Consider the following 17,499-nt stretch of genomic DNA (forward strand, 5'->3'; position numbering starts at 1 on the left):
AGTGCGATAATCTCCGGCTAACCTCTCTCATGCTTCTACCCTATCAGAGTCTGAAGTCTTCCCCAAGATACACACGTTTAACATGTTCGTCTTGTAAGATCTCTGTCGGGGTGCCGTGGGCGATAAGCTGCCCCTGGCTGACGATATACGCACGCTCACACACCGCCAGCGTTTCGCGGACGTTGTGGTCAGTGATTAACACGCCGAGACCGCTGTCGCGCAGGTGCTCAATGATGTGTTTGATATCGATAACGGAGATTGGGTCAACGCCCGCAAACGGTTCATCCAGCAGGATAAATTTCGGATTTGCGGCCAGCGCGCGGGCGATCTCTACGCGGCGACGTTCGCCCCCGGAGAGCGATTGACCCATGTTGTCGCGCAGGTGTTCGATGTGGAACTCTTCCATCAGCTCATTACAGCGGTCTTCGCGCTGTTCGCTGGTGAGATCGTCGCGAATTTGCAGCACGGCCATCAGGTTGTCGTATACGCTCAGACGACGGAAAATGGACGCTTCCTGTGGCAGATAGCCAATCCCGCGGCGCGCACGGGCGTGCAGCGGCAGCAGGCTGATATCTTCGTCATCAATAATGATGTTACCCGCATCGCGCGGCACGATACCGACCACCATGTAGAAGGTGGTGGTTTTACCCGCACCGTTCGGCCCGAGCAGGCCCACAATCTCACCGGAGTTGACGGTCAGACTGACATCCTCTACCACACGGCGGCCTTTGTAGGCTTTAGCCAGGTTCTTTGCAGTTAATGTCGCCATAACGAATTAGTTACTCTTCTTCTGTGCCGGAGCCTGGTCTTTGTTTTTGTCCTGCAACTGGGACGGAACCAGAACGGTCGTGACGCGTTTACCTTTTTCGCTAAACGCCTGCATTTTCTGTTCTTTAACCAGGTAAGTGATTTTGTCGCCCTTGATGTTACTGTCGACCTGTTCCAGATACGCGTTGCCGGTCAGCACCACGAAATCACTTTGCAGTTCATAATGCATTTTGGCGGCGTGGCCTTTCACCGGCTTGCCGTTGTCCTGCATTTGATAGAAGGTCGCCGGGTTACCGTAGCCGTCGATCACTTCTTTGCCTTTTTCGCCGCCAGGGCGGGTCACCACGACCTTGTCGGCGTTAATTTTGATACTGCCCTGGGTCACAATAACGTTGCCGGTAAAGGTCACGATATTGCCCTGCATATCCAGCGACTGCTGATCGGATTCAATGTGAATCGGCTGGTCAGTATCACCAGTCAGTGCCAGTGCCGGCAGGCTGGCTGCCAGCAGAGAACCGGCGAGCGCCAGCTTAAGGCTGAGTTTGTTTGTTCTGAATTTCATAGGAGGTTCTAACCTTTTCAATCAGCTCGGCGTTCTTGCTGCGTAAATTGCCGCGCATTTTCAGGCCGCTGGAATTAAATGTCGTTCCGTATAACGTCACCAAATCATCAGAGGTAACATCCTGGGTGACCAGGTTGATTTGGGCGTTATCCGTCGTAATTTTGCGCAATTGCGCGTCAGGGGTCAGCGCGTTAACTTCAACGTGACCGTAAAGGTACAGCATGCGATCGTTTGTCAGCTTCGCTTTATCGGCTTTGATTGACCAGGTTGGCACTTTTTCGGTGTCAAACGTGGTCAGTCGCGGCTGGGTAAACCACGAGACAGCTTCGTCGGAGAAATACTCGACGTGTTCTGCGATTAACCGATAATTCAACGCGCCTTCAGGGCTGTAGACCACCGTATCGGTATGTTCGCTTTTATAAGTTGGGTCATTCGCATTGACAACCGCCTGGCCGTCATCATCGTTACTGGCCAGATTGATGCCAATGAGGATGAGCGCCGCAAGCGAAAGCAGGATAATAACCCAACGTCTGGTTTTACTCATATCGATTGCCCTTTGGCTTCCTCTAACTTCCCTTGCGCCAGCAACAGGAGATCGCACACTTCGCGGACCGCGCCGCGTCCACCGGCAATACGGGTGACGTAATCCGCACGCGGCAGCAACAGCGGATGCGCGTCATTGACCGCAACGCTTAAACCCACTTCCGCCATGACCGGCCAGTCGATGAGATCGTCGCCCACATAAGCGACTTCATCGGCCTGCAAACCGAGCTTGCTAAGCAGCTCGCGATAGGCGATCAGTTTATCGGATTGCCCTTGATAAAGATGGGTAATTCCTAACGTATCACAGCGGTCTTCTAACAGTTTAGCTTTTCGCCCGGTAATAATGGCAACTTCGATTCCGGACGTCAGGGCGCAGCGAATACCGTAGCCATCACGCACGTTGAAGGCTTTCAGCTCTTCGCCGTTATTCCCCATGTAAATCAGACCATCGGACAGCACGCCGTCGACGTCGAGGATCAGCAGGCGAATTTTCGCCGCTTTCTCAATAAATTCGGTGCTCACCGGGCCGTAACAGGTTGCCACGGAAGTGACAGCATTACTCATTGTTTTTAATCCTTTTACACTACGCCTGCGCGCAGTAAATCATGCATATGGATGACGCCCAGCAGGTGATCGCCATCGGCAACCAGCACGCAGGTGACGTGGCGGGATTGCATCAGGTTTAACGCATCAACGGCCAGCGTACCCGGACGGATACGAATACCGCCTGGGGTCATCACATCGGCGATGCTCAGGCTACGCAAATCGGCGCCGTTATCAAAGATACGGCGCAGGTCACCATCGGTGAAGATACCGTCGATCTTCATGTTGGCATCGCAAATTACCGTCATGCCGAGGTTTTTGCGGGTAATTTCCAGCAGCGCATCACGCAAAGACGCTTCTTTGCTGACGCGCGGAATTTCGTCGCCGGTGTGCATAATATCGTTTACGCGCAGCAACAGCTTGCGACCAAGTGCGCCGCCGGGGTGGGAGAGCGCAAAATCTTCGGCAGTGAAACCGCGCGCTTTCAGCAGCGCAACTGCCAGCGCATCACCCATCACCAGCGCCGCGGTGGTGCTGGAGGTCGGCGCCAGGCCCAACGGGCAGGCTTCTTTCGGCACTTTCACGCACAGATGGATATCCGCCGCGCGGCCCATACTGCTTTCCGGGCGGCTGGTCATGCAAATCAGCGGCACCTGTAAACGTTTCAGAACCGGGATCAACGCCAGAATTTCGTTTGATTCACCGGAGTTAGACAAGGCGATGACGATATCGTGCGGCGTTACCATGCCCAAATCGCCATGTGCGGCTTCGCCCGGATGCACGAAGAACGCGGAGGTGCCGGTGCTGGCAAATGTCGCAGCCATTTTGCGGCCAATATGCCCGGATTTCCCCATGCCCATCACCACGACTTTACCGCTGCAGTAGAAGATTTTCTCACAGGCGCGGCTGAAGTCGTCGTTGATGTATTGATCGAGCTGGGCCAGGCCCTCGCGTTCAATCTCCAGCACCTCTTTCCCGGCTTTCTGGAAGTCAAAACCCGGTTGCAAATCGATTTGCGACATAATGTTATCCCGATTCATTCTACAAAGAGCGGCGTCGCCCACCAGAGCATCGCCAGCCATGCGATAAACCCGCCGGTTAAGAGCGCGCCCGCCACGCGGCCAATTTGTTGACGTCGCCAGCACAGCAACGCAAAAATCACGCTCACGATAACCATCACGCCGTAATCGCGGGTGAAGGCCAGTGGGTTAAACGCGCCTGGCGCCAGCAGCGCCGGTATTCCAAGAACAATGGCGATATTAAAAAAGTTGGAGCCGATGATATTACCAATGGCAATGTCATTTTCGCCTTTGCGCACGCCCGCGATTGCCGTTGCCAGTTCTGGGAGACTGGTGCCCAGCGCAATGGCGGTCAGGCCGATGGTCAGCTCGCTCATGGCAAAGAAATTGGCCAGTACGGTAGCGTTATCCACCACCATACGCGTCGCCATGGGCATAATAATCAACGCGATACCGAGCCACAGGAACGCAACCGGCAGCGAACCTTCGCGGGGTAGCTCCGCGACCTGTTCGCGGGTCAGGCTATCGTTTCCCTGACGTTCCGCCAGCCGGGCGATTTTAACGGTAAACAGCAACCAAAGCACCGCCAGCGCGAGCAAAAAAACGCCATCAAACAGTGATAATTCACCATCATACAACACATAGCCCGCCAGCAGGCTGACGATTAACATTAAGGGAACTTCGCGGCGCAGGATATCAGAATGCACGGTAAAAGGGTGCAGCAAGGCGGCAAGCCCGAGGATCAATAAAATATTGATGATATTCGAGCCAATGGCGGTGCCAATGGCCAAATCAACTTGCCCGTGCAGCGCGGCGGCGGAAGAAACAATAATTTCCGGTAATGATGTGCCGACGCTGACCACCGTCAGACCAATAATCAGCGGCGGGATGCCTACCGCGCGACACAGTATTGATGCGGAGTAAACCAGACGGTCGGCGCTGTAAACCACCAGAAGTAAACCAATTATGAACAGAGCCGTCGCTAAAAGCATTCAAAGTCCTTTCTTAAGGTATAATCGCTAGTCCGTAACGCCTGGTCGTAACGAATTCTTAATTTTGACTTTATGCGCTGTAAAAGTAAAACAAATGCCAGATTTCGTTAACCAAAGCAGAGCAGATTCTGTAAGAATGTCGGGTTTAGGGCAGGGAATCATTCCATGCTCCCCCTGTTAAGGTCCTGGTAAAGGTAAACGTATGAGCCAGAGTTTAGCGAATCTTGTTGATGTCCGGGGAATGAGCTTCACGCGCGGGAACCGTGTCATCTTTGACAATATCTCGCTTTCGGTGCCGCGCGGAAAAATTACTGCCATCATGGGGCCGTCGGGCATCGGCAAAACCACGCTGCTGCGCCTGATTGGCGGGCAGATCCCACCGGACAGCGGCGAGATCCTGTTTGACGGCGAAAATGTGCCGGAGATGTCCCGCTCGCGCCTGTATACCGTGCGTAAGCGCATGAGCATGCTGTTTCAGTCCGGCGCGCTGTTCACCGACATGAACGTTTTTGACAATGTCGCCTATCCTATTCGTGAGCACACGCATCTTCCTCCCGCCCTGCTGAAAAGCACGGTGATGATGAAACTGGAAGCTGTCGGCCTGCGTGGGGCGGCGAAACTGATGCCGTCAGAACTCTCCGGCGGCATGGCGCGACGTGCGGCGCTGGCGCGCGCTATCGCGCTTGAGCCCGACCTCATCATGTTTGATGAACCTTTTGTTGGCCAGGACCCGATCACCATGGGCGTGCTGGTCAAACTGATTTCGGAACTCAATAGCGCGCTCGGTGTCACTTGTGTCGTGGTTTCGCACGATGTGCCTGAAGTGCTGAGTATCGCGGATTACGCCTACATCGTGGCGGATAAAAAAATTGTCGCGCACGGGAGCGCGTCGGCATTGCAGGAAAACGACGATCCTCGGGTACGCCAGTTCCTCGACGGCATTGCCGACGGGCCTGTGCCGTTCCGCTATCCTGCGGGCGACTATCGCCGCGATCTCTTAGGAACAGGGAGCTAACTTACTCATGCTGTTAAATGCACTGGCCGCGCTGGGCCATCGCGGGATTAAGACTCTCGCGACGTTCGGGCGCGCCGGGTTAATGTTATTCAATGCCATCGTCGGCAAGCCGGAGTTTCGTAAGCATGCGCCGTTGCTGGTGCGTCAGCTTTATAACGTTGGCGTGCTGTCGATGCTGATCATCCTCGTGTCCGGTGTATTTATCGGCATGGTGCTGGGTCTTCAGGGGTATCTGGTGCTGACCACCTACAGTGCAGAAACCAGCTTAGGTATGCTGGTGGCGCTGTCGCTGCTGCGTGAGCTGGGGCCGGTGGTTGCCGCGCTGCTGTTTGCAGGGCGCGCAGGCTCCGCACTGACCGCTGAAATCGGCCTGATGCGCGCGACGGAACAGCTCTCCAGCATGGAGATGATGGCTGTTGATCCGCTGCGTCGCGTCATTGCGCCACGTTTCTGGGCGGGCGTTATCTCGCTGCCGCTGCTGACGATTATGTTCGTCGCGGTGGGGGTGTGGGGCGGTTCGCTGGTTGGCGTAAGCTGGAAAGGTATTGATGCCGGCTTCTTCTGGTCGGCAATGCAAAACGCGGTGGACTTCCGTCTTGATCTGGTTAACTGCCTGATTAAGAGCCTGGTCTTCGCCATTACGGTTACATGGATTGCGTTATTCAACGGTTACGATGCGATCCCCACTTCTGCCGGGATCAGCCGGGCGACAACGCGCACCGTGGTGCATTCGTCGCTGGCGGTACTTGGGTTGGACTTTGTGCTGACGGCACTGATGTTTGGGAATTGAGTGAATGCAAACGAAAAAGAGTGAAATCTGGGTCGGTATCTTTTTGCTGGTTGCCATGCTGGCGGCGCTGTTTATCTGCCTGAAAGCGGCAGATGTCACCTCGCTGCGCGTGGAGCCGACATACCGCATTTACGCCACCTTCGATAACATCGGCGGCCTGAAAGCGCGTTCGCCGGTACGTATCGGCGGGGTAGTGATTGGTCGCGTCGCGGACATCACCCTCGACCCGAAAACCTATCTGCCGCGCGTGGCGCTGGATATCGAAGAGCGTTACAACCATATTCCGGATACCAGCTCGCTGGCAATCCGCACCTCCGGCCTGCTGGGGGAACAGTATCTGGCGCTGAACGTCGGATTTGAAGACCCGGAGCTGGGAACGTCTATCCTTAAGGATGGCGGTACTATCCAGGACACCAAATCCGCCATGGTGCTGGAAGATTTAATCGGTCAGTTCCTTTACAACAGTAAAGGCGGTGACAATAAGACTTCAGGCGATGCGCAAAGCGCTGGCGAAGGACATACTGATGCTGCGACGCCTGCTGCTGGCTCGACGAATTAATTTCAGGAGACGTAACTCATGTTTAAACGCTTATTGATGGTCGCTATGCTGGTGATTGCTCCGTTAACCGCGGCAACGGCGGCTGACCAGTCCAATCCGTACAAGCTGATGAATGAAGCGGCGCAGAAAACCTTTGATCGCCTGAAAAATGAACAACCGAAAATTCGCGCGAATCCGAACTACCTGCGCGACGTGGTCGATCAGGAACTGCTGCCGTACGTACAGGTAAAATACGCCGGTGCGCTGGTGCTGGGCCGTTACTACAAAGACGCCACCCCGGCGCAGCGTGACGCTTACTTCGCCGCATTCCGTGAGTACCTGAAACAGGCTTACGGCCAGGCACTGGCGATGTACCACGGTCAGACCTACCAGATTGCGCCGGAACAGCCGCTGAACGATGCGTCTATCGTGCCTATTCGCGTAACGATTGTTGATCCGAACGGTCGCCCGCCGGTGCGCCTGGATTTCCAGTGGCGTAAAAATACCCAGACGGGTAACTGGCAGGCTTATGACATGATTGCGGAAGGGGTGAGCATGATCACCACCAAGCAAAACGAGTGGAGCGATCTGCTGCGCACCAAAGGTATCGATGGCCTGACGGCGCAGCTCAAATCCATCTCCAACCAGCCGATCACGCTGGAACAGAAAAAATAATGGAACAGTTAAGCTGGACGCGCGACGGGGAAACTCTGTCGCTGCACGGTGAACTGGATCAAGATCTGCTGGTTCCCCTGTGGGACGCCAGAGCAGAGGCCACGAGCGGCGCGCAGGTGATTGATTTAAGTGGGTTAAGCCGCGTTGATACTGCCGGCCTGGCGTTATTAATCCACTTTATCGAGCTGATCCGCCGTCAGGGCAATACAGCCAGCGTTAAAGGTGTGAGCGAAAACGTCGCCACGCTCGCCGGATTGTATAATCTGCCAGCAGATATGATCCCATAATACTTTCAGTGCGTTATTGCTGTTGATTACTCCCAAAGCCCCATCAATCTGCACGATGGGGCTTTTTGATTGTTTAAGCCTGCGTCACTTTCCTCTAAGATGTTGGGCTGTTTTCTCTATCAGATAAAAATGTGAACCCATGGAAAATCATGAAATTCAGACCGTGCTGATGAATGCACTCTCCCTTCAGGAAGCGATCGTCTCGGGCGATGGCAGCCACTTTCAGGTTATCGCGGTGGGTGAGATGTTTGACGGCATGAGCCGGGTCAAGAAGCAACAGACTATCTATGCCCCGCTGATGGAGTATATTGCGGACAACCGCATCCATGCCCTGTCAATCAAAGCGTATACCCCGCAAGAGTGGGCGCGCGACCGTAAACTTAACGGATTTTGAGCCATGGATTCGCCTGTAAAGGCGTGAATCGATGGCGAGTATGACTTTTAACAGAGAACAGAATAATGGATAAATTCCGTGTTCAGGGGCCGACTAAGCTCCAGGGCGAAGTGTCTATTTCCGGCGCTAAAAATGCCGCACTGCCAATCCTCTTCGCCGCACTGCTGGCGGAAGAGCCGGTAGAGATTCAAAACGTCCCAAAACTGAAAGACGTTGATACGTCGATGAAGCTGCTGAGCCAGTTAGGCGCGAAAGTTGAGCGAAATGGTTCGGTACACATCGATGCCAGCGGTGTGAACATTTTCTGCGCGCCGTATGAGCTGGTGAAAACCATGCGTGCTTCTATCTGGGCGCTTGGGCCGCTGGTGGCGCGTTTTGGTCAGGGTCAGGTTTCGCTGCCGGGCGGCTGCACCATCGGTGCGCGTCCGGTTGACCTGCACATCACTGGTCTGGAACAGCTCGGTGCGACCATCAAGCTGGAAGAAGGCTATGTAAAAGCCTCCGTCGATGGTCGCCTGAAAGGCGCGCACATCGTGATGGACAAAGTGAGCGTTGGCGCCACCGTGACCATCATGTCGGCGGCTACGCTTGCGGAAGGTACAACCATCATCGAAAACGCCGCGCGTGAGCCGGAAATTGTCGATACGGCAAACTTCCTCGTTGCGCTGGGCGCGAAAATCAGCGGCCAGGGCACCGATCGCATTACCATCGAAGGCGTAAAACGCCTGGGTGGCGGCGTATATCGTGTTCTGCCAGACCGTATCGAAACCGGTACGTTCCTGGTGGCAGCAGCCATTTCTCGCGGCAAAATCATCTGCCGTAACGCCTGCCCGGAAACGCTGGACGCCGTGCTGGCGAAACTGCGTGAAGCCGGTGCTGAAATCGAAGTCGGCAGCGACTGGATCAGCCTGGATATGCACGGTCAGCGTCCGAAAGCGGTGAACGTGCGTACCGCGCCGCACCCTGGCTTCCCGACCGACATGCAGGCGCAGTTCACTCTGCTGAATATGCTGGCGGAAGGTACCGGTGTTATCACCGAAACCATCTTCGAAAACCGTTTCATGCACATTCCGGAACTGATCCGTATGGGCGCGCGTGCGGAAATCGAAAGCAATACGGCTATCTGTCACGGCGTTGAGAAACTTTCCGGCGCTCAGGTGATGGCGACCGATCTGCGCGCGTCTGCAAGCCTGGTGCTGGCAGGTTGCATCGCGGAAGGTACCACCATTGTTGACCGTATCTATCACATCGATCGTGGCTACGAGCGCATTGAAGACAAACTGCGCGCGCTGGGTGCGAATATCGAGCGTGTGAAGGGCGAGTAATCGTTCTGCTGACAACGCCTCTTACGCGCAGCGTGAGAGGCGTTGTGCTTTGTGTGGTTTATTTCTTTTTCGACTGACGCATCAACTGCGTCTTATCAATAAACTGATGTGTGATAGGGTCGTGATAGCGTGACGGCCAGATAACCCACGGCTCTGTACCCAGTGCTTTTGCGATAATCAGCTCACCTTTCGGCCACGGGCGCGACAGAACGTTGGCAAGCGTAGAGGAACTCAGGCCATTTTTGCGGGATTCCGCCGCCATTGTTGTGCCTTTTTTGCGCAGACCCGCGATGATATCCGCAGGGTGCCAGTCAATAAACTTATCCATGTTACCTCCCTGTTCAGAAGCTAAATTGCTTGTGAAAACAACACGGGAGTACTATAACGCTTTCTGCAGATAAGCTCTAAAAAGTTCATATAACACGACTCAAAATTCAGAAAACATCAAATTATTGACGTCATCAGGCGTGAATTATCATTTTTTTTGGATTTTACTGGAACTCTCCCGCAAGATGCGCGGGAGAGAAAGGCAGGATTAATGGTCGCGCTGAACGGCGATGTGGGCGAGGGCGATAAGCGCATCGCGCCATTGGGAATCCGGCAGCGGTGAGAGGGCGGCAATGGCTTTATCCGCTTCTTCCTCGGCGCGCTGACGCGTCCATTCCAGCGAGCCACAGGCTGCCATTGCTTCCAGAACCGGTTCCAGCAGATGACGCCCGTTACCTTGTTCAATCGCGCCGCGAATCAGTAGCGCTTGTTCCGGGGTACCGTTACGCATGGCATGCAGCAGCGGCAGCGTCGGTTTGCCCTCGTTGAGGTCATCTCCCACGTTTTTGCCGAGCGTCTCGCCATCGGCGCTGTAATCCAGTAAATCATCAATCAACTGGAAAGCAGTACCTAAATAGCGCCCATAATCCTGTAAGCCTTTTTCCTGTTCTGGCGTACAGCCCGCAAGCAGGCCGGAACACTGGGATGCCGCTTCAAACAGGCGCGCGGTTTTACTGTAAATCACGCGCATGTAGTTTTCTTCGGTGATATCCGGGTCGTTGACGTTCATCAACTGCAGAACTTCGCCTTCTGCAATCACGTTCACCGCTTCCGACATCACTTCCAGCACCTTCAGCGAGCCGAGGCTGGTCATCATCTGGAACGCACGGGTGTAGATGAAATCGCCGACCAGCACGCTTGCCGCATTACCGAATGCGGCGTTTGCGGTCGCTTTCCCGCGACGCATGTCGGATTCATCCACCACATCGTCGTGCAGCAGCGTGGCGGTGTGGATAAATTCAATCAGCGCGGCGATGGTGACATGGGCATTTCCCTCGTAGCCGACAGCGCGTGCTGCCAGTACGGCGATCATAGGGCGAATGCGTTTTCCACCTCCACTGACGATGTAATAACCCAACTGATTGATGAGCTGAACATCTGAGTTGAGCTGTTCAAGAATCGTTGCATTGACACCCGCCATATCCTGCGCGGTTAACTCATTGATTTGTTGTAGATTCATCGCAAAAGCCGGGCTTAATGTCCTGTTTACCACTTATCCATACAGGATAACGAAGGTTTTACGTTAGAGTTGTAGTACTGATTGTACTGAAAAAACGGCTCAGATAAACGTTACCGTGAAAGTTGTGTTTTTTTTCTGCATGTATTGATGGTAGCACTTGTCAAAGGCTCGCGTTTTGCGTAATATTCGCGCCCTATTGTGAATATTTATAGCGCACTCTGAATCACACGATTAATGTGCGCGGAAGCGGAGTTCTATATGTACGCGGTTTTCCAAAGTGGTGGTAAACAACACCGAGTAAGCGAAGGTCAGACCGTTCGCCTGGAAAAGCTGGACATCGCAACTGGCGAATCTGTTGAATTCGCTGAAGTTCTGATGATCGCAAACGGTGAAGAAGTCAAAATCGGCGTTCCTTTCGTTGATGGCGGCGTAATCAAAGCTGAAGTTGTTGCTCACGGTCGTGGCGAGAAAGTTAAAATCGTTAAGTTTCGTCGTCGTAAACACTACCGTAAGCAGCAGGGCCACCGTCAGTGGTTCACTGATGTGAAAATTACTGGCATCAGCGCCTAAGACCTGAGGAGAGATTTAAATGGCACATAAAAAGGCTGGCGGCTCAACTCGTAACGGTCGCGATTCAGAAGCTAAACGTCTTGGCGTTAAGCGTTTCGGTGGCGAAACCGTTCTGGCGGGTAGCATCATCGTTCGTCAGCGTGGTACCAAATTCCACGCTGGTAACAACGTAGGTTGCGGTCGTGACCACACTCTGTTTGCTAAAGCAGACGGTAAAGTGAAATTCGAAGTTAAAGGCCCGAACAACCGTAAATACATCAGCATCGTTGCTGAGTAAGGTTTTCGTGGTCCGGTAACGGATTAAAGCCCCGCAACTCGTTGCGGGGCTTTTTACATTCGACGCCCGGAAAATCACAGTGGTCTCAGGCAGGGATTCCGGTATGAAGCAGCAGGCAGGTATTGGTATTCTTTTGGCACTCACCACGGCGATATGTTGGGGTGCTTTGCCGATTGCAATGAAGCAGGTACTGGAGGTCATGGAACCGCCTACCGTTGTCTTCTATCGCTTTTTAATGGCCAGTGTCGGCCTCGGCCTCATTCTGACGGTGAAGCGTAAGCTGCCGCCGCTGCGAATTTTCCGTAACCCGCGTTGGCTGGTACTGCTGGCGATTGCCACGGGCGGTCTGTTTGGGAACTTTGTTCTCTTCAGCTCCTCGCTGCAATATGTCAGTCCGACCGCTTCGCAGGTCATTGGGCAGCTCTCTCCCGTTGGGATGATGGTTGCCAGCGTATTTATCCTCAAAGAGAAAATGCGCGGTACGCAGATTGTTGGCGCTATCATGCTGGTCTGCGGGCTGGTGATGTTCTTCAACACCAGTTTGATTGAGATTTTCACGCGCCTGACCGACTACACCTGGGGCGTTATCTTCGGTGTCGGGGCGGCGATGGTCTGGGTGAGCTATGGCGTCGCGCAAAAGGTGTTATTGCGGCGACTGGCGTCACAACAGATCCTGTTTTTACTGTACGCTTTATGTACTATTGCGCTGCTACCATTGGCAAAGCCGGCGGTTATCCATCAGCTCAGTGACTGGCAGCTGGCCTGCCTGATTTTCTGTGGGCTGAACACGCTGGTTGGCTATGGCGCACTGGCGGAAGCCATGGCTCGCTGGCAGGCGGCGCAGGTGAGCGCGATTGTGACGCTCACTCCACTGTTTACACTGTTGTTTTCAGATTTATTATCAATGGCCTGGCCCGATTTCTTCGCCAGACCGATGTTAAACCTTATCGGTTATCTCGGTGCGTTTGTCGTGGTTGCGGGCGCAATGTATTCCGCCATTGGTCACCGTCTTTGGGGACGGTGGCGTAAGCGTGAGGCGGTTGTAGTTGTCCCCCGCTCAGGCGAATGATTTACGGAGAGTAAAATGAAGTTTGTTGATGAAGCAACGATCCTGGTTGTCGCAGGTGATGGCGGTAATGGTTGCGTAAGCTTCCGCCGTGAAAAATATATTCCACGCGGTGGCCCTGATGGCGGCGACGGCGGTGATGGCGGTGATGTCTGGCTGGAAGCGGATGAGAACCTGAACACCCTGATTGACTACCGTTTCGAAAAATCTTTCCGTGCTGAACGTGGTCAGAACGGCCAGAGCCGTGACTGTACCGGTAAGCGCGGGAAAGACGTCACCGTGAAAGTGCCGGTCGGTACGCGCGTTATCGATCAGGGCACTGGCGAAACCATGGGCGATATGACCAAACACGGTCAGCGTCTGATGGTGGCAAAAGGTGGCTGGCACGGTTTGGGGAACACCCGTTTTAAATCGTCCGTTAACCGTACGCCGCGCCAGAAAACGATGGGTACGCCGGGTGATAAACGTGACCTGCAGCTGGAACTGATGCTGCTGGCCGACGTTGGGATGCTGGGGATGCCGAACGCCGGTAAATCCACCTTCATCCGCGCCGTGTCTGCGGCGAAGCCGAAAGTGGCGGATTATCCGTTTACCACCCTGGTGCCAAGCCTCGGTGTGGTACGTATGGATAACGAGAAGAGCTTCGTGGTTGCCGATATTCCGGGGCTGATCGAAGGTGCCGCAGAAGGCGCAGGCCTGGGTATCCGCTTCCTGAAACACCTTGAGCGCTGCCGCGTCCTGTTGCACCTCATCGACATTGCGCCAATCGACGGTTCCGATCCAGTTGAGAACGCCCGCGTGATCATCGGCGAGCTGGAAAAATACAGCGAAAAACTGGCAAGCAAGCCACGCTGGCTGGTCTTCAACAAGATCGACCTGATGGATAAAGCCGAAGCGGAAGCGAAAGCACAAGAGATTGCAGACGCGCTGGGTTGGGAAGGTAAACACTACCTGATCTCCGCAGCCAGCCAGCAGGGCGTAAAAGACCTGTGCTGGGATGTCATGACCTTTATCATCGAGAACCCGATTGTCTCTGCTGAAGAAGCGGCACAGCCGGAGAAAGTCGAATTCATGTGGGATGACTACCACCGTCAGCAGCTTGAAGAAGCGGCTGTCGAAGAAGAAGACGATGAAGACTGGGATGACGATTGGGACGAAGACGACGAAGAAGGCGTTGAGTTCATTTACAAGCGTTAACCTAAAAAACCCGGCCTGATGGCCGGGTTTTTTTATGCTCAGTTATTCTGATAAATATCCTTATACAACCTGCTCTCAAACCGTACCAACGGAATACGCCTGTTACGCTGATCCGCCGGTGACACCGCATAGCCAGAGAGATACTGCACAAACGCCATCCGCTGACCGCTGGCGGTGGTGATAAATCCGGCCAGGTTATACACGCCCTGCAATGACCCCGTTTTCGCGGAGACTTTGCCATCTACGCCCGCCTGATGCAGACCTGCGCGGTATTGCAGAGAACCGTCGTGCCCGGCGAGCGGCAGCATAGAGATGTAGTTCAGCTCGTTATCATGCTGAGCAATATATTGCAGCACCTGCATCATCGTCGCAGGGGCAATCAGGTTATGCCGTGAAAGGCCGGAGCCATCGGCGATAATGGTGTTGCCTAAATCGACGCCCGCCTGTTGACGCAGGATCTGACGTACCGCATCTGAACCAGCGCGCCAGGTACCCGGCACGTTGAAACGCGCGTGGCCAATCATCCGGAAAACGGTATCGGCGATCATGTTGTCCGATTTTTTCAGCATGATCCGCAGCAGATCGTGCAGCGGCGCCGATTGCTTACTGGCGATCACCGTTCCCGGCTCGTTGACGAGCGTCTGGCGCAGCAGCGTGCCGCTGTAGGTGATGCCAGCCTGCTTCAGTTCATCTTTAATGATCGCACCAGCGTAGCTGGCGCCGTCCTGTATCGCGAAAGCCAGTGGAAGCGGCTCTGCACGCTGCGGCAGACAGCCGGTCAGGGTGTAGCGATTAAGATCGCCGGGCACCACGTCCAGCTCGCAGTACTGTGCGTCCGGGGAGCCTTTCGCCAGCGTGCGCACCTGGCTAAACATGGTCACCGGGTAATAAGAGGCGACGCGGATAAACGCTAAATCATCCGCTTTTTGCGCACTATAGAGAGAAATCGAGAAGCAGTTGCGATCGACAATTGCGGCAGCGGGCGGGGCGCTGAAGCACTGGGTCATGTCGTTCCACGGCCAGCCAGGGGCTTTATCGTGACTGGCGAAAATCGAGGTATCAATCAGCACATTACCTTCAATTTTCTGTATACCTGCTCTTTTCAGGTTCGCCACCATATTGCGAATATCCTGACGTTTTAGCGTCGGATCGCCGCCAAATCGTGCCACCAGGTCGCCTTTTAACGTGCCGTCATCGATGCTGCCTTTACTCTCTAGCGTGGTAGTAAAGCGGAAGTCTGGGCCAAGCTGTAGCAACGCCGCCAGCGCAGTAATCACTTTCTGCGTACTGGCAGGCAGTGCCATCTGCTGACTGTGATAGTCAATCTCTGGGGCTGATGCGCCCACTTTTTGCACCATAAAAGCAAGATTGGCCCCTGCGGGAAGTTGACTGGTGTACTCTTCAACATTCGCGGCCTGGACGCTAAACGCTATACTGGTGGTCAATCCAATGATAAATCTGGAAAATCGCATAATCCCGCGCTAACAACCTGGAAACAAGCCGACATACTACGGCGCAACGCCCTGTAAAGTAAACGATGACCCATAGTGAACTTCAGGGTAAAATGCGTATCAAATGAGAAATTGCTGCTGACCTGGGACTTTGTACCCGGGTCGGTTTTCTTTTGCTTCTGGTCTGGCCGCGTGGCGGTGTCAGGCGGGCTGAGAGCCGGAGTGGGGTGAACTGCTCCCAACAGGAATGTTCAAGAGGTATAACAAATGCAAGCTATTCCGATGACCCTTCGTGGCGCAGAAAAACTGCGTGAAGAACTCGATTTTTTGAAATCTGTTCGCCGTCCTGAAATCATTGCAGCCATCGCGGAAGCGCGCGAGCATGGCGATCTGAAAGAGAACGCTGAATATCATGCTGCCCGTGAGCAGCAGGGCTTCTGCGAAGGCCGTATTAAAGATATCGAAGCCAAGCTGTCTAACGCGCAGGTGATCGACATCACCAAAATGCCTAACAATGGTCGCGTGATTTTTGGCTCCACTGTTACCGTACTGAATCTCGATACTGACGAAGAACAAACCTATCGTATCGTGGGTGATGATGAGGCGGACTTTAAGCAGAATCTGATTTCTGTGAACTCGCCAATTGCGCGTGGCCTGGTCGGCAAAGAGCAGGATGATGTCGTCACCATTCGCACGCCGGGCGGTGAAGTTGAGTACGAAATCATCAAGGTAGAGTATCTTTAACGGTTGCCCAACACAGAGATGTTGATGCATTGTAAAGATAAGAAAAAGGCCGCATAGCGGCCTTTTATCAAGCTGAAGAGCGTGGCATGTTGCTAGCCTTCGCGAAGGAAAACCCTCGTTTTACACACTGTTGTGTGCAATTTTAGGATATTCTTAACGTGGCAGCGAGATTTTACGCTCTTTACTTGGGCGATAAAGCACCAGCATTTTACCGATGACCTGTACGTTACAGGCGCCGGTTTCGCGCACGATAGCGTCCACGATCAAGGTTTTGGTTTCGCGATCTTCAGACGCGACTTTCACCTTGATAAGTTCATGGTGCTCTAACGCTTGTTCAATCTCGGCCAGTACCCCTTCGGTCAAACCATTATTGCCAAGCATGACGACCGGCTTGAGCGGATGTGCCAGACCTTTCAGGTGCTGTTTTTGTTTAGTACTCAGATTCATCGTATATTTTTGCTTACGTTGGGATTGAAAACGGGTCATTCTACCGCCATCTCCCATATATCGCCAAATAGTGCGTTGAAATTTACGCCGCATGGCAACGATGTTCTGCCCCGATGGGAAAGTTAAATGACAGGTAAGAAGCGTTCTGCCAGCTCAAGTCGCTGGCTTCAGGAACACTTTAGCGATAAATATGTTCAAGCGGCACAGAAAAAGGGGTTACGTTCCCGTGCCTGGTTTAAACTTGATGAAATACAGCAAAGTGACAAACTTTTTAAGCCGGGGATGACGGTTGTCGACCTCGGTGCTGCCCCAGGAGGCTGGTCACAGTATGTGGTCACGCAGATTGGTGGCAAAGGCCGCATCATTGCTTGCGATCTTTTACCTATGGATCCAATCGTTGGTGTGGACTTCCTTCAGGGCGACTTTCGTGATGAACTCGTCATGAAAGCGTTACTGGAACGCGTGGGTGACAGTAAAGTACAAGTTGTCATGTCAGATATGGCACCAAACATGAGTGGAACACCCGCGGTGGATATCCCCCGCGCCATGTATCTGGTGGAGCTGGCGCTTGAAATGGCTCGTGATGTTCTCGCGCCAGGCGGTAATTTTGTAGTGAAGGTGTTCCAGGGCGAAGGCTTCGATGAGTATCTAAGGGAAATTCGCTCCCTGTTTACGAAGGTCAAAGTTCGTAAGCCGGACTCTTCCCGCGCACGTTCGCGAGAAGTGTACATTGTAGCGACCGGGCGAAAACCATAGAAGGTGGAATTTCAGACGAAAGTTTGAAAGAAA

At 53.8% G+C, this 17,499-nt stretch carries 23 protein-coding genes; 13 read left to right on the plus strand and 10 right to left on the minus strand.

From position 1 onward, the window contains the following. Window positions 1–43 precede the first annotated feature (43 nt). Genes lptB through G163CM_RS20625 form a run of 6 tightly spaced genes read right to left on the minus strand, consistent with a single transcriptional unit; the run spans window position 44 to window position 4,427 of the window. Window positions 44–769 carry an LPS export ABC transporter ATP-binding protein gene (lptB, locus tag G163CM_RS20600; protein ID WP_015962825.1) on the minus strand — a complete coding sequence of 242 codons (726 nt, stop codon included), beginning with the start codon at window positions 767–769 and terminating at the stop codon, window positions 44–46. Between the two features lie 6 nt (window positions 770–775). Next, window positions 776–1,330: a lipopolysaccharide ABC transporter substrate-binding protein LptA gene (gene lptA, locus G163CM_RS20605; RefSeq protein ID WP_015962826.1), complete on the minus strand. Its 555-nt coding sequence runs from the start codon at window positions 1,328–1,330 to the stop codon at window positions 776–778. Beyond that, window positions 1,299–1,874 (minus strand): LPS export ABC transporter periplasmic protein LptC, encoded by a 576-nt coding sequence (lptC, locus tag G163CM_RS20610; protein ID WP_015962827.1) that lies wholly within the window; start codon window positions 1,872–1,874, stop codon window positions 1,299–1,301. Before lptC ends, lptA begins: the two co-directional genes overlap by 32 nt. Further along, window positions 1,871–2,437, minus strand: a complete 567-nt coding sequence (gene kdsC, locus G163CM_RS20615; protein ID WP_231826117.1) for a 3-deoxy-manno-octulosonate-8-phosphatase KdsC — start codon at window positions 2,435–2,437, stop codon at window positions 1,871–1,873. Before kdsC ends, lptC begins: the two co-directional genes overlap by 4 nt. 14 nt (window positions 2,438–2,451) lie before the next feature. Beyond that, complete coding sequence (gene kdsD / locus G163CM_RS20620; protein ID WP_041686367.1) at window positions 2,452–3,438, minus strand: arabinose-5-phosphate isomerase KdsD; 987 nt, start codon at window positions 3,436–3,438, stop codon at window positions 2,452–2,454. A gap of 14 nt (window positions 3,439–3,452) precedes the next feature. Beyond that, window positions 3,453–4,427, minus strand: a complete 975-nt coding sequence (locus tag G163CM_RS20625; protein WP_015962830.1) for a calcium/sodium antiporter — start codon at window positions 4,425–4,427, stop codon at window positions 3,453–3,455. A gap of 202 nt (window positions 4,428–4,629) precedes the next feature. Between G163CM_RS20625 and mlaF the strand changes: the two genes are divergently transcribed. From mlaF to murA, 7 genes are all read left to right on the plus strand, one after another. Next, entirely contained in the window at window positions 4,630–5,442 is an 813-nt protein-coding gene (mlaF, locus tag G163CM_RS20630; protein ID WP_015962831.1) for a phospholipid ABC transporter ATP-binding protein MlaF, read from the plus strand. Window positions 5,443–5,449: 7 nt separating this feature from the next. Then, window positions 5,450–6,232 (plus strand): lipid asymmetry maintenance ABC transporter permease subunit MlaE, encoded by a 783-nt coding sequence (mlaE, locus tag G163CM_RS20635; RefSeq protein WP_015962832.1) that lies wholly within the window; start codon window positions 5,450–5,452, stop codon window positions 6,230–6,232. Window positions 6,233–6,236: 4 nt separating this feature from the next. After that, window positions 6,237–6,791 (plus strand): outer membrane lipid asymmetry maintenance protein MlaD, encoded by a 555-nt coding sequence (mlaD, locus tag G163CM_RS20640; RefSeq protein ID WP_015962833.1) that lies wholly within the window; start codon window positions 6,237–6,239, stop codon window positions 6,789–6,791. An 18-nt stretch (window positions 6,792–6,809) separates the two neighbouring features. Next, on the plus strand, window positions 6,810–7,445 hold the full coding sequence (mlaC, locus tag G163CM_RS20645; RefSeq protein WP_231826118.1) for a phospholipid-binding protein MlaC: 636 nt from the start codon (window positions 6,810–6,812) through the stop codon (window positions 7,443–7,445). Continuing rightward, entirely contained in the window at window positions 7,442–7,732 is a 291-nt protein-coding gene (gene mlaB, locus G163CM_RS20650; RefSeq protein ID WP_231828404.1) for a lipid asymmetry maintenance protein MlaB, read from the plus strand. Before mlaC ends, mlaB begins: the two co-directional genes overlap by 4 nt. Before the next feature lie 139 nt (window positions 7,733–7,871). Next, the gene (gene ibaG / locus G163CM_RS20655; RefSeq protein ID WP_015962836.1) at window positions 7,872–8,126 is read left to right on the plus strand and encodes a BolA family iron metabolism protein IbaG; all 255 of its coding nucleotides are present in this window, start codon (window positions 7,872–7,874) and stop codon (window positions 8,124–8,126) included. A 65-nt stretch (window positions 8,127–8,191) separates the two neighbouring features. Continuing rightward, complete coding sequence (murA, locus tag G163CM_RS20660; protein WP_015962837.1) at window positions 8,192–9,451, plus strand: UDP-N-acetylglucosamine 1-carboxyvinyltransferase; 1,260 nt, start codon at window positions 8,192–8,194, stop codon at window positions 9,449–9,451. Window positions 9,452–9,509: 58 nt separating this feature from the next. Here the strand turns inward: murA and sfsB are convergent, their stop codons facing one another. Continuing rightward, entirely contained in the window at window positions 9,510–9,779 is a 270-nt protein-coding gene (sfsB, locus tag G163CM_RS20665; RefSeq protein WP_231826119.1) for a DNA-binding transcriptional regulator SfsB, read from the minus strand. Window positions 9,780–9,986: 207 nt separating this feature from the next. Then, the gene (ispB, locus tag G163CM_RS20670; RefSeq protein WP_015962839.1) at window positions 9,987–10,958 is read right to left on the minus strand and encodes an octaprenyl diphosphate synthase; all 972 of its coding nucleotides are present in this window, start codon (window positions 10,956–10,958) and stop codon (window positions 9,987–9,989) included. Window positions 10,959–11,216: 258 nt separating this feature from the next. Between ispB and rplU the strand changes: the two genes are divergently transcribed. The 4 genes from rplU (at window position 11,217) to cgtA (ending at window position 14,068) form a co-directional block, all read left to right on the plus strand. Beyond that, on the plus strand, window positions 11,217–11,528 hold the full coding sequence (gene rplU, locus G163CM_RS20675) for a 50S ribosomal protein L21 (RefSeq protein ID WP_003025032.1): 312 nt from the start codon (window positions 11,217–11,219) through the stop codon (window positions 11,526–11,528). 19 nt (window positions 11,529–11,547) lie between these two features. Beyond that, entirely contained in the window at window positions 11,548–11,805 is a 258-nt protein-coding gene (gene rpmA, locus G163CM_RS20680; protein WP_007673187.1) for a 50S ribosomal protein L27, read from the plus strand. A gap of 103 nt (window positions 11,806–11,908) precedes the next feature. Then, on the plus strand, window positions 11,909–12,874 hold the full coding sequence (locus tag G163CM_RS20685) for a DMT family transporter (RefSeq protein WP_231826120.1): 966 nt from the start codon (window positions 11,909–11,911) through the stop codon (window positions 12,872–12,874). Between the two features lie 15 nt (window positions 12,875–12,889). Continuing rightward, a complete protein-coding gene (gene cgtA, locus G163CM_RS20690; protein ID WP_231826121.1) occupies window positions 12,890–14,068 on the plus strand; it encodes an Obg family GTPase CgtA in 1,179 nt (392 codons plus the stop codon). 38 nt (window positions 14,069–14,106) lie between these two features. On the opposite strand, the gene dacB is transcribed toward cgtA, so the two are convergent. Next, window positions 14,107–15,540, minus strand: a complete 1,434-nt coding sequence (gene dacB, locus G163CM_RS20695) for a serine-type D-Ala-D-Ala carboxypeptidase (protein ID WP_231826122.1) — start codon at window positions 15,538–15,540, stop codon at window positions 14,107–14,109. 246 nt (window positions 15,541–15,786) lie between these two features. On the opposite strand from dacB, the gene greA reads away from it, so the two are divergent. After that, entirely contained in the window at window positions 15,787–16,263 is a 477-nt protein-coding gene (gene greA, locus G163CM_RS20700) for a transcription elongation factor GreA (protein ID WP_015962844.1), read from the plus strand. Window positions 16,264–16,416: 153 nt separating this feature from the next. Here the strand turns inward: greA and yhbY are convergent, their stop codons facing one another. Continuing rightward, window positions 16,417–16,710 carry a ribosome assembly RNA-binding protein YhbY gene (yhbY, locus tag G163CM_RS20705; RefSeq protein WP_041686369.1) on the minus strand — a complete coding sequence of 98 codons (294 nt, stop codon included), beginning with the start codon at window positions 16,708–16,710 and terminating at the stop codon, window positions 16,417–16,419. A 126-nt stretch (window positions 16,711–16,836) separates the two neighbouring features. Here yhbY and rlmE point away from each other — a divergent pair, with 126 nt between their 5' ends. Beyond that, a complete protein-coding gene (gene rlmE, locus G163CM_RS20710) occupies window positions 16,837–17,466 on the plus strand; it encodes a 23S rRNA (uridine(2552)-2'-O)-methyltransferase RlmE (protein WP_015962846.1) in 630 nt (209 codons plus the stop codon). The last annotated feature ends 33 nt before the right edge of the window (window positions 17,467–17,499 follow it).

This window comes from Pseudocitrobacter corydidari, assembly GCF_021172065.1.
GTDB lineage: Bacteria > Pseudomonadota > Gammaproteobacteria > Enterobacterales > Enterobacteriaceae > Pseudocitrobacter > Pseudocitrobacter corydidari.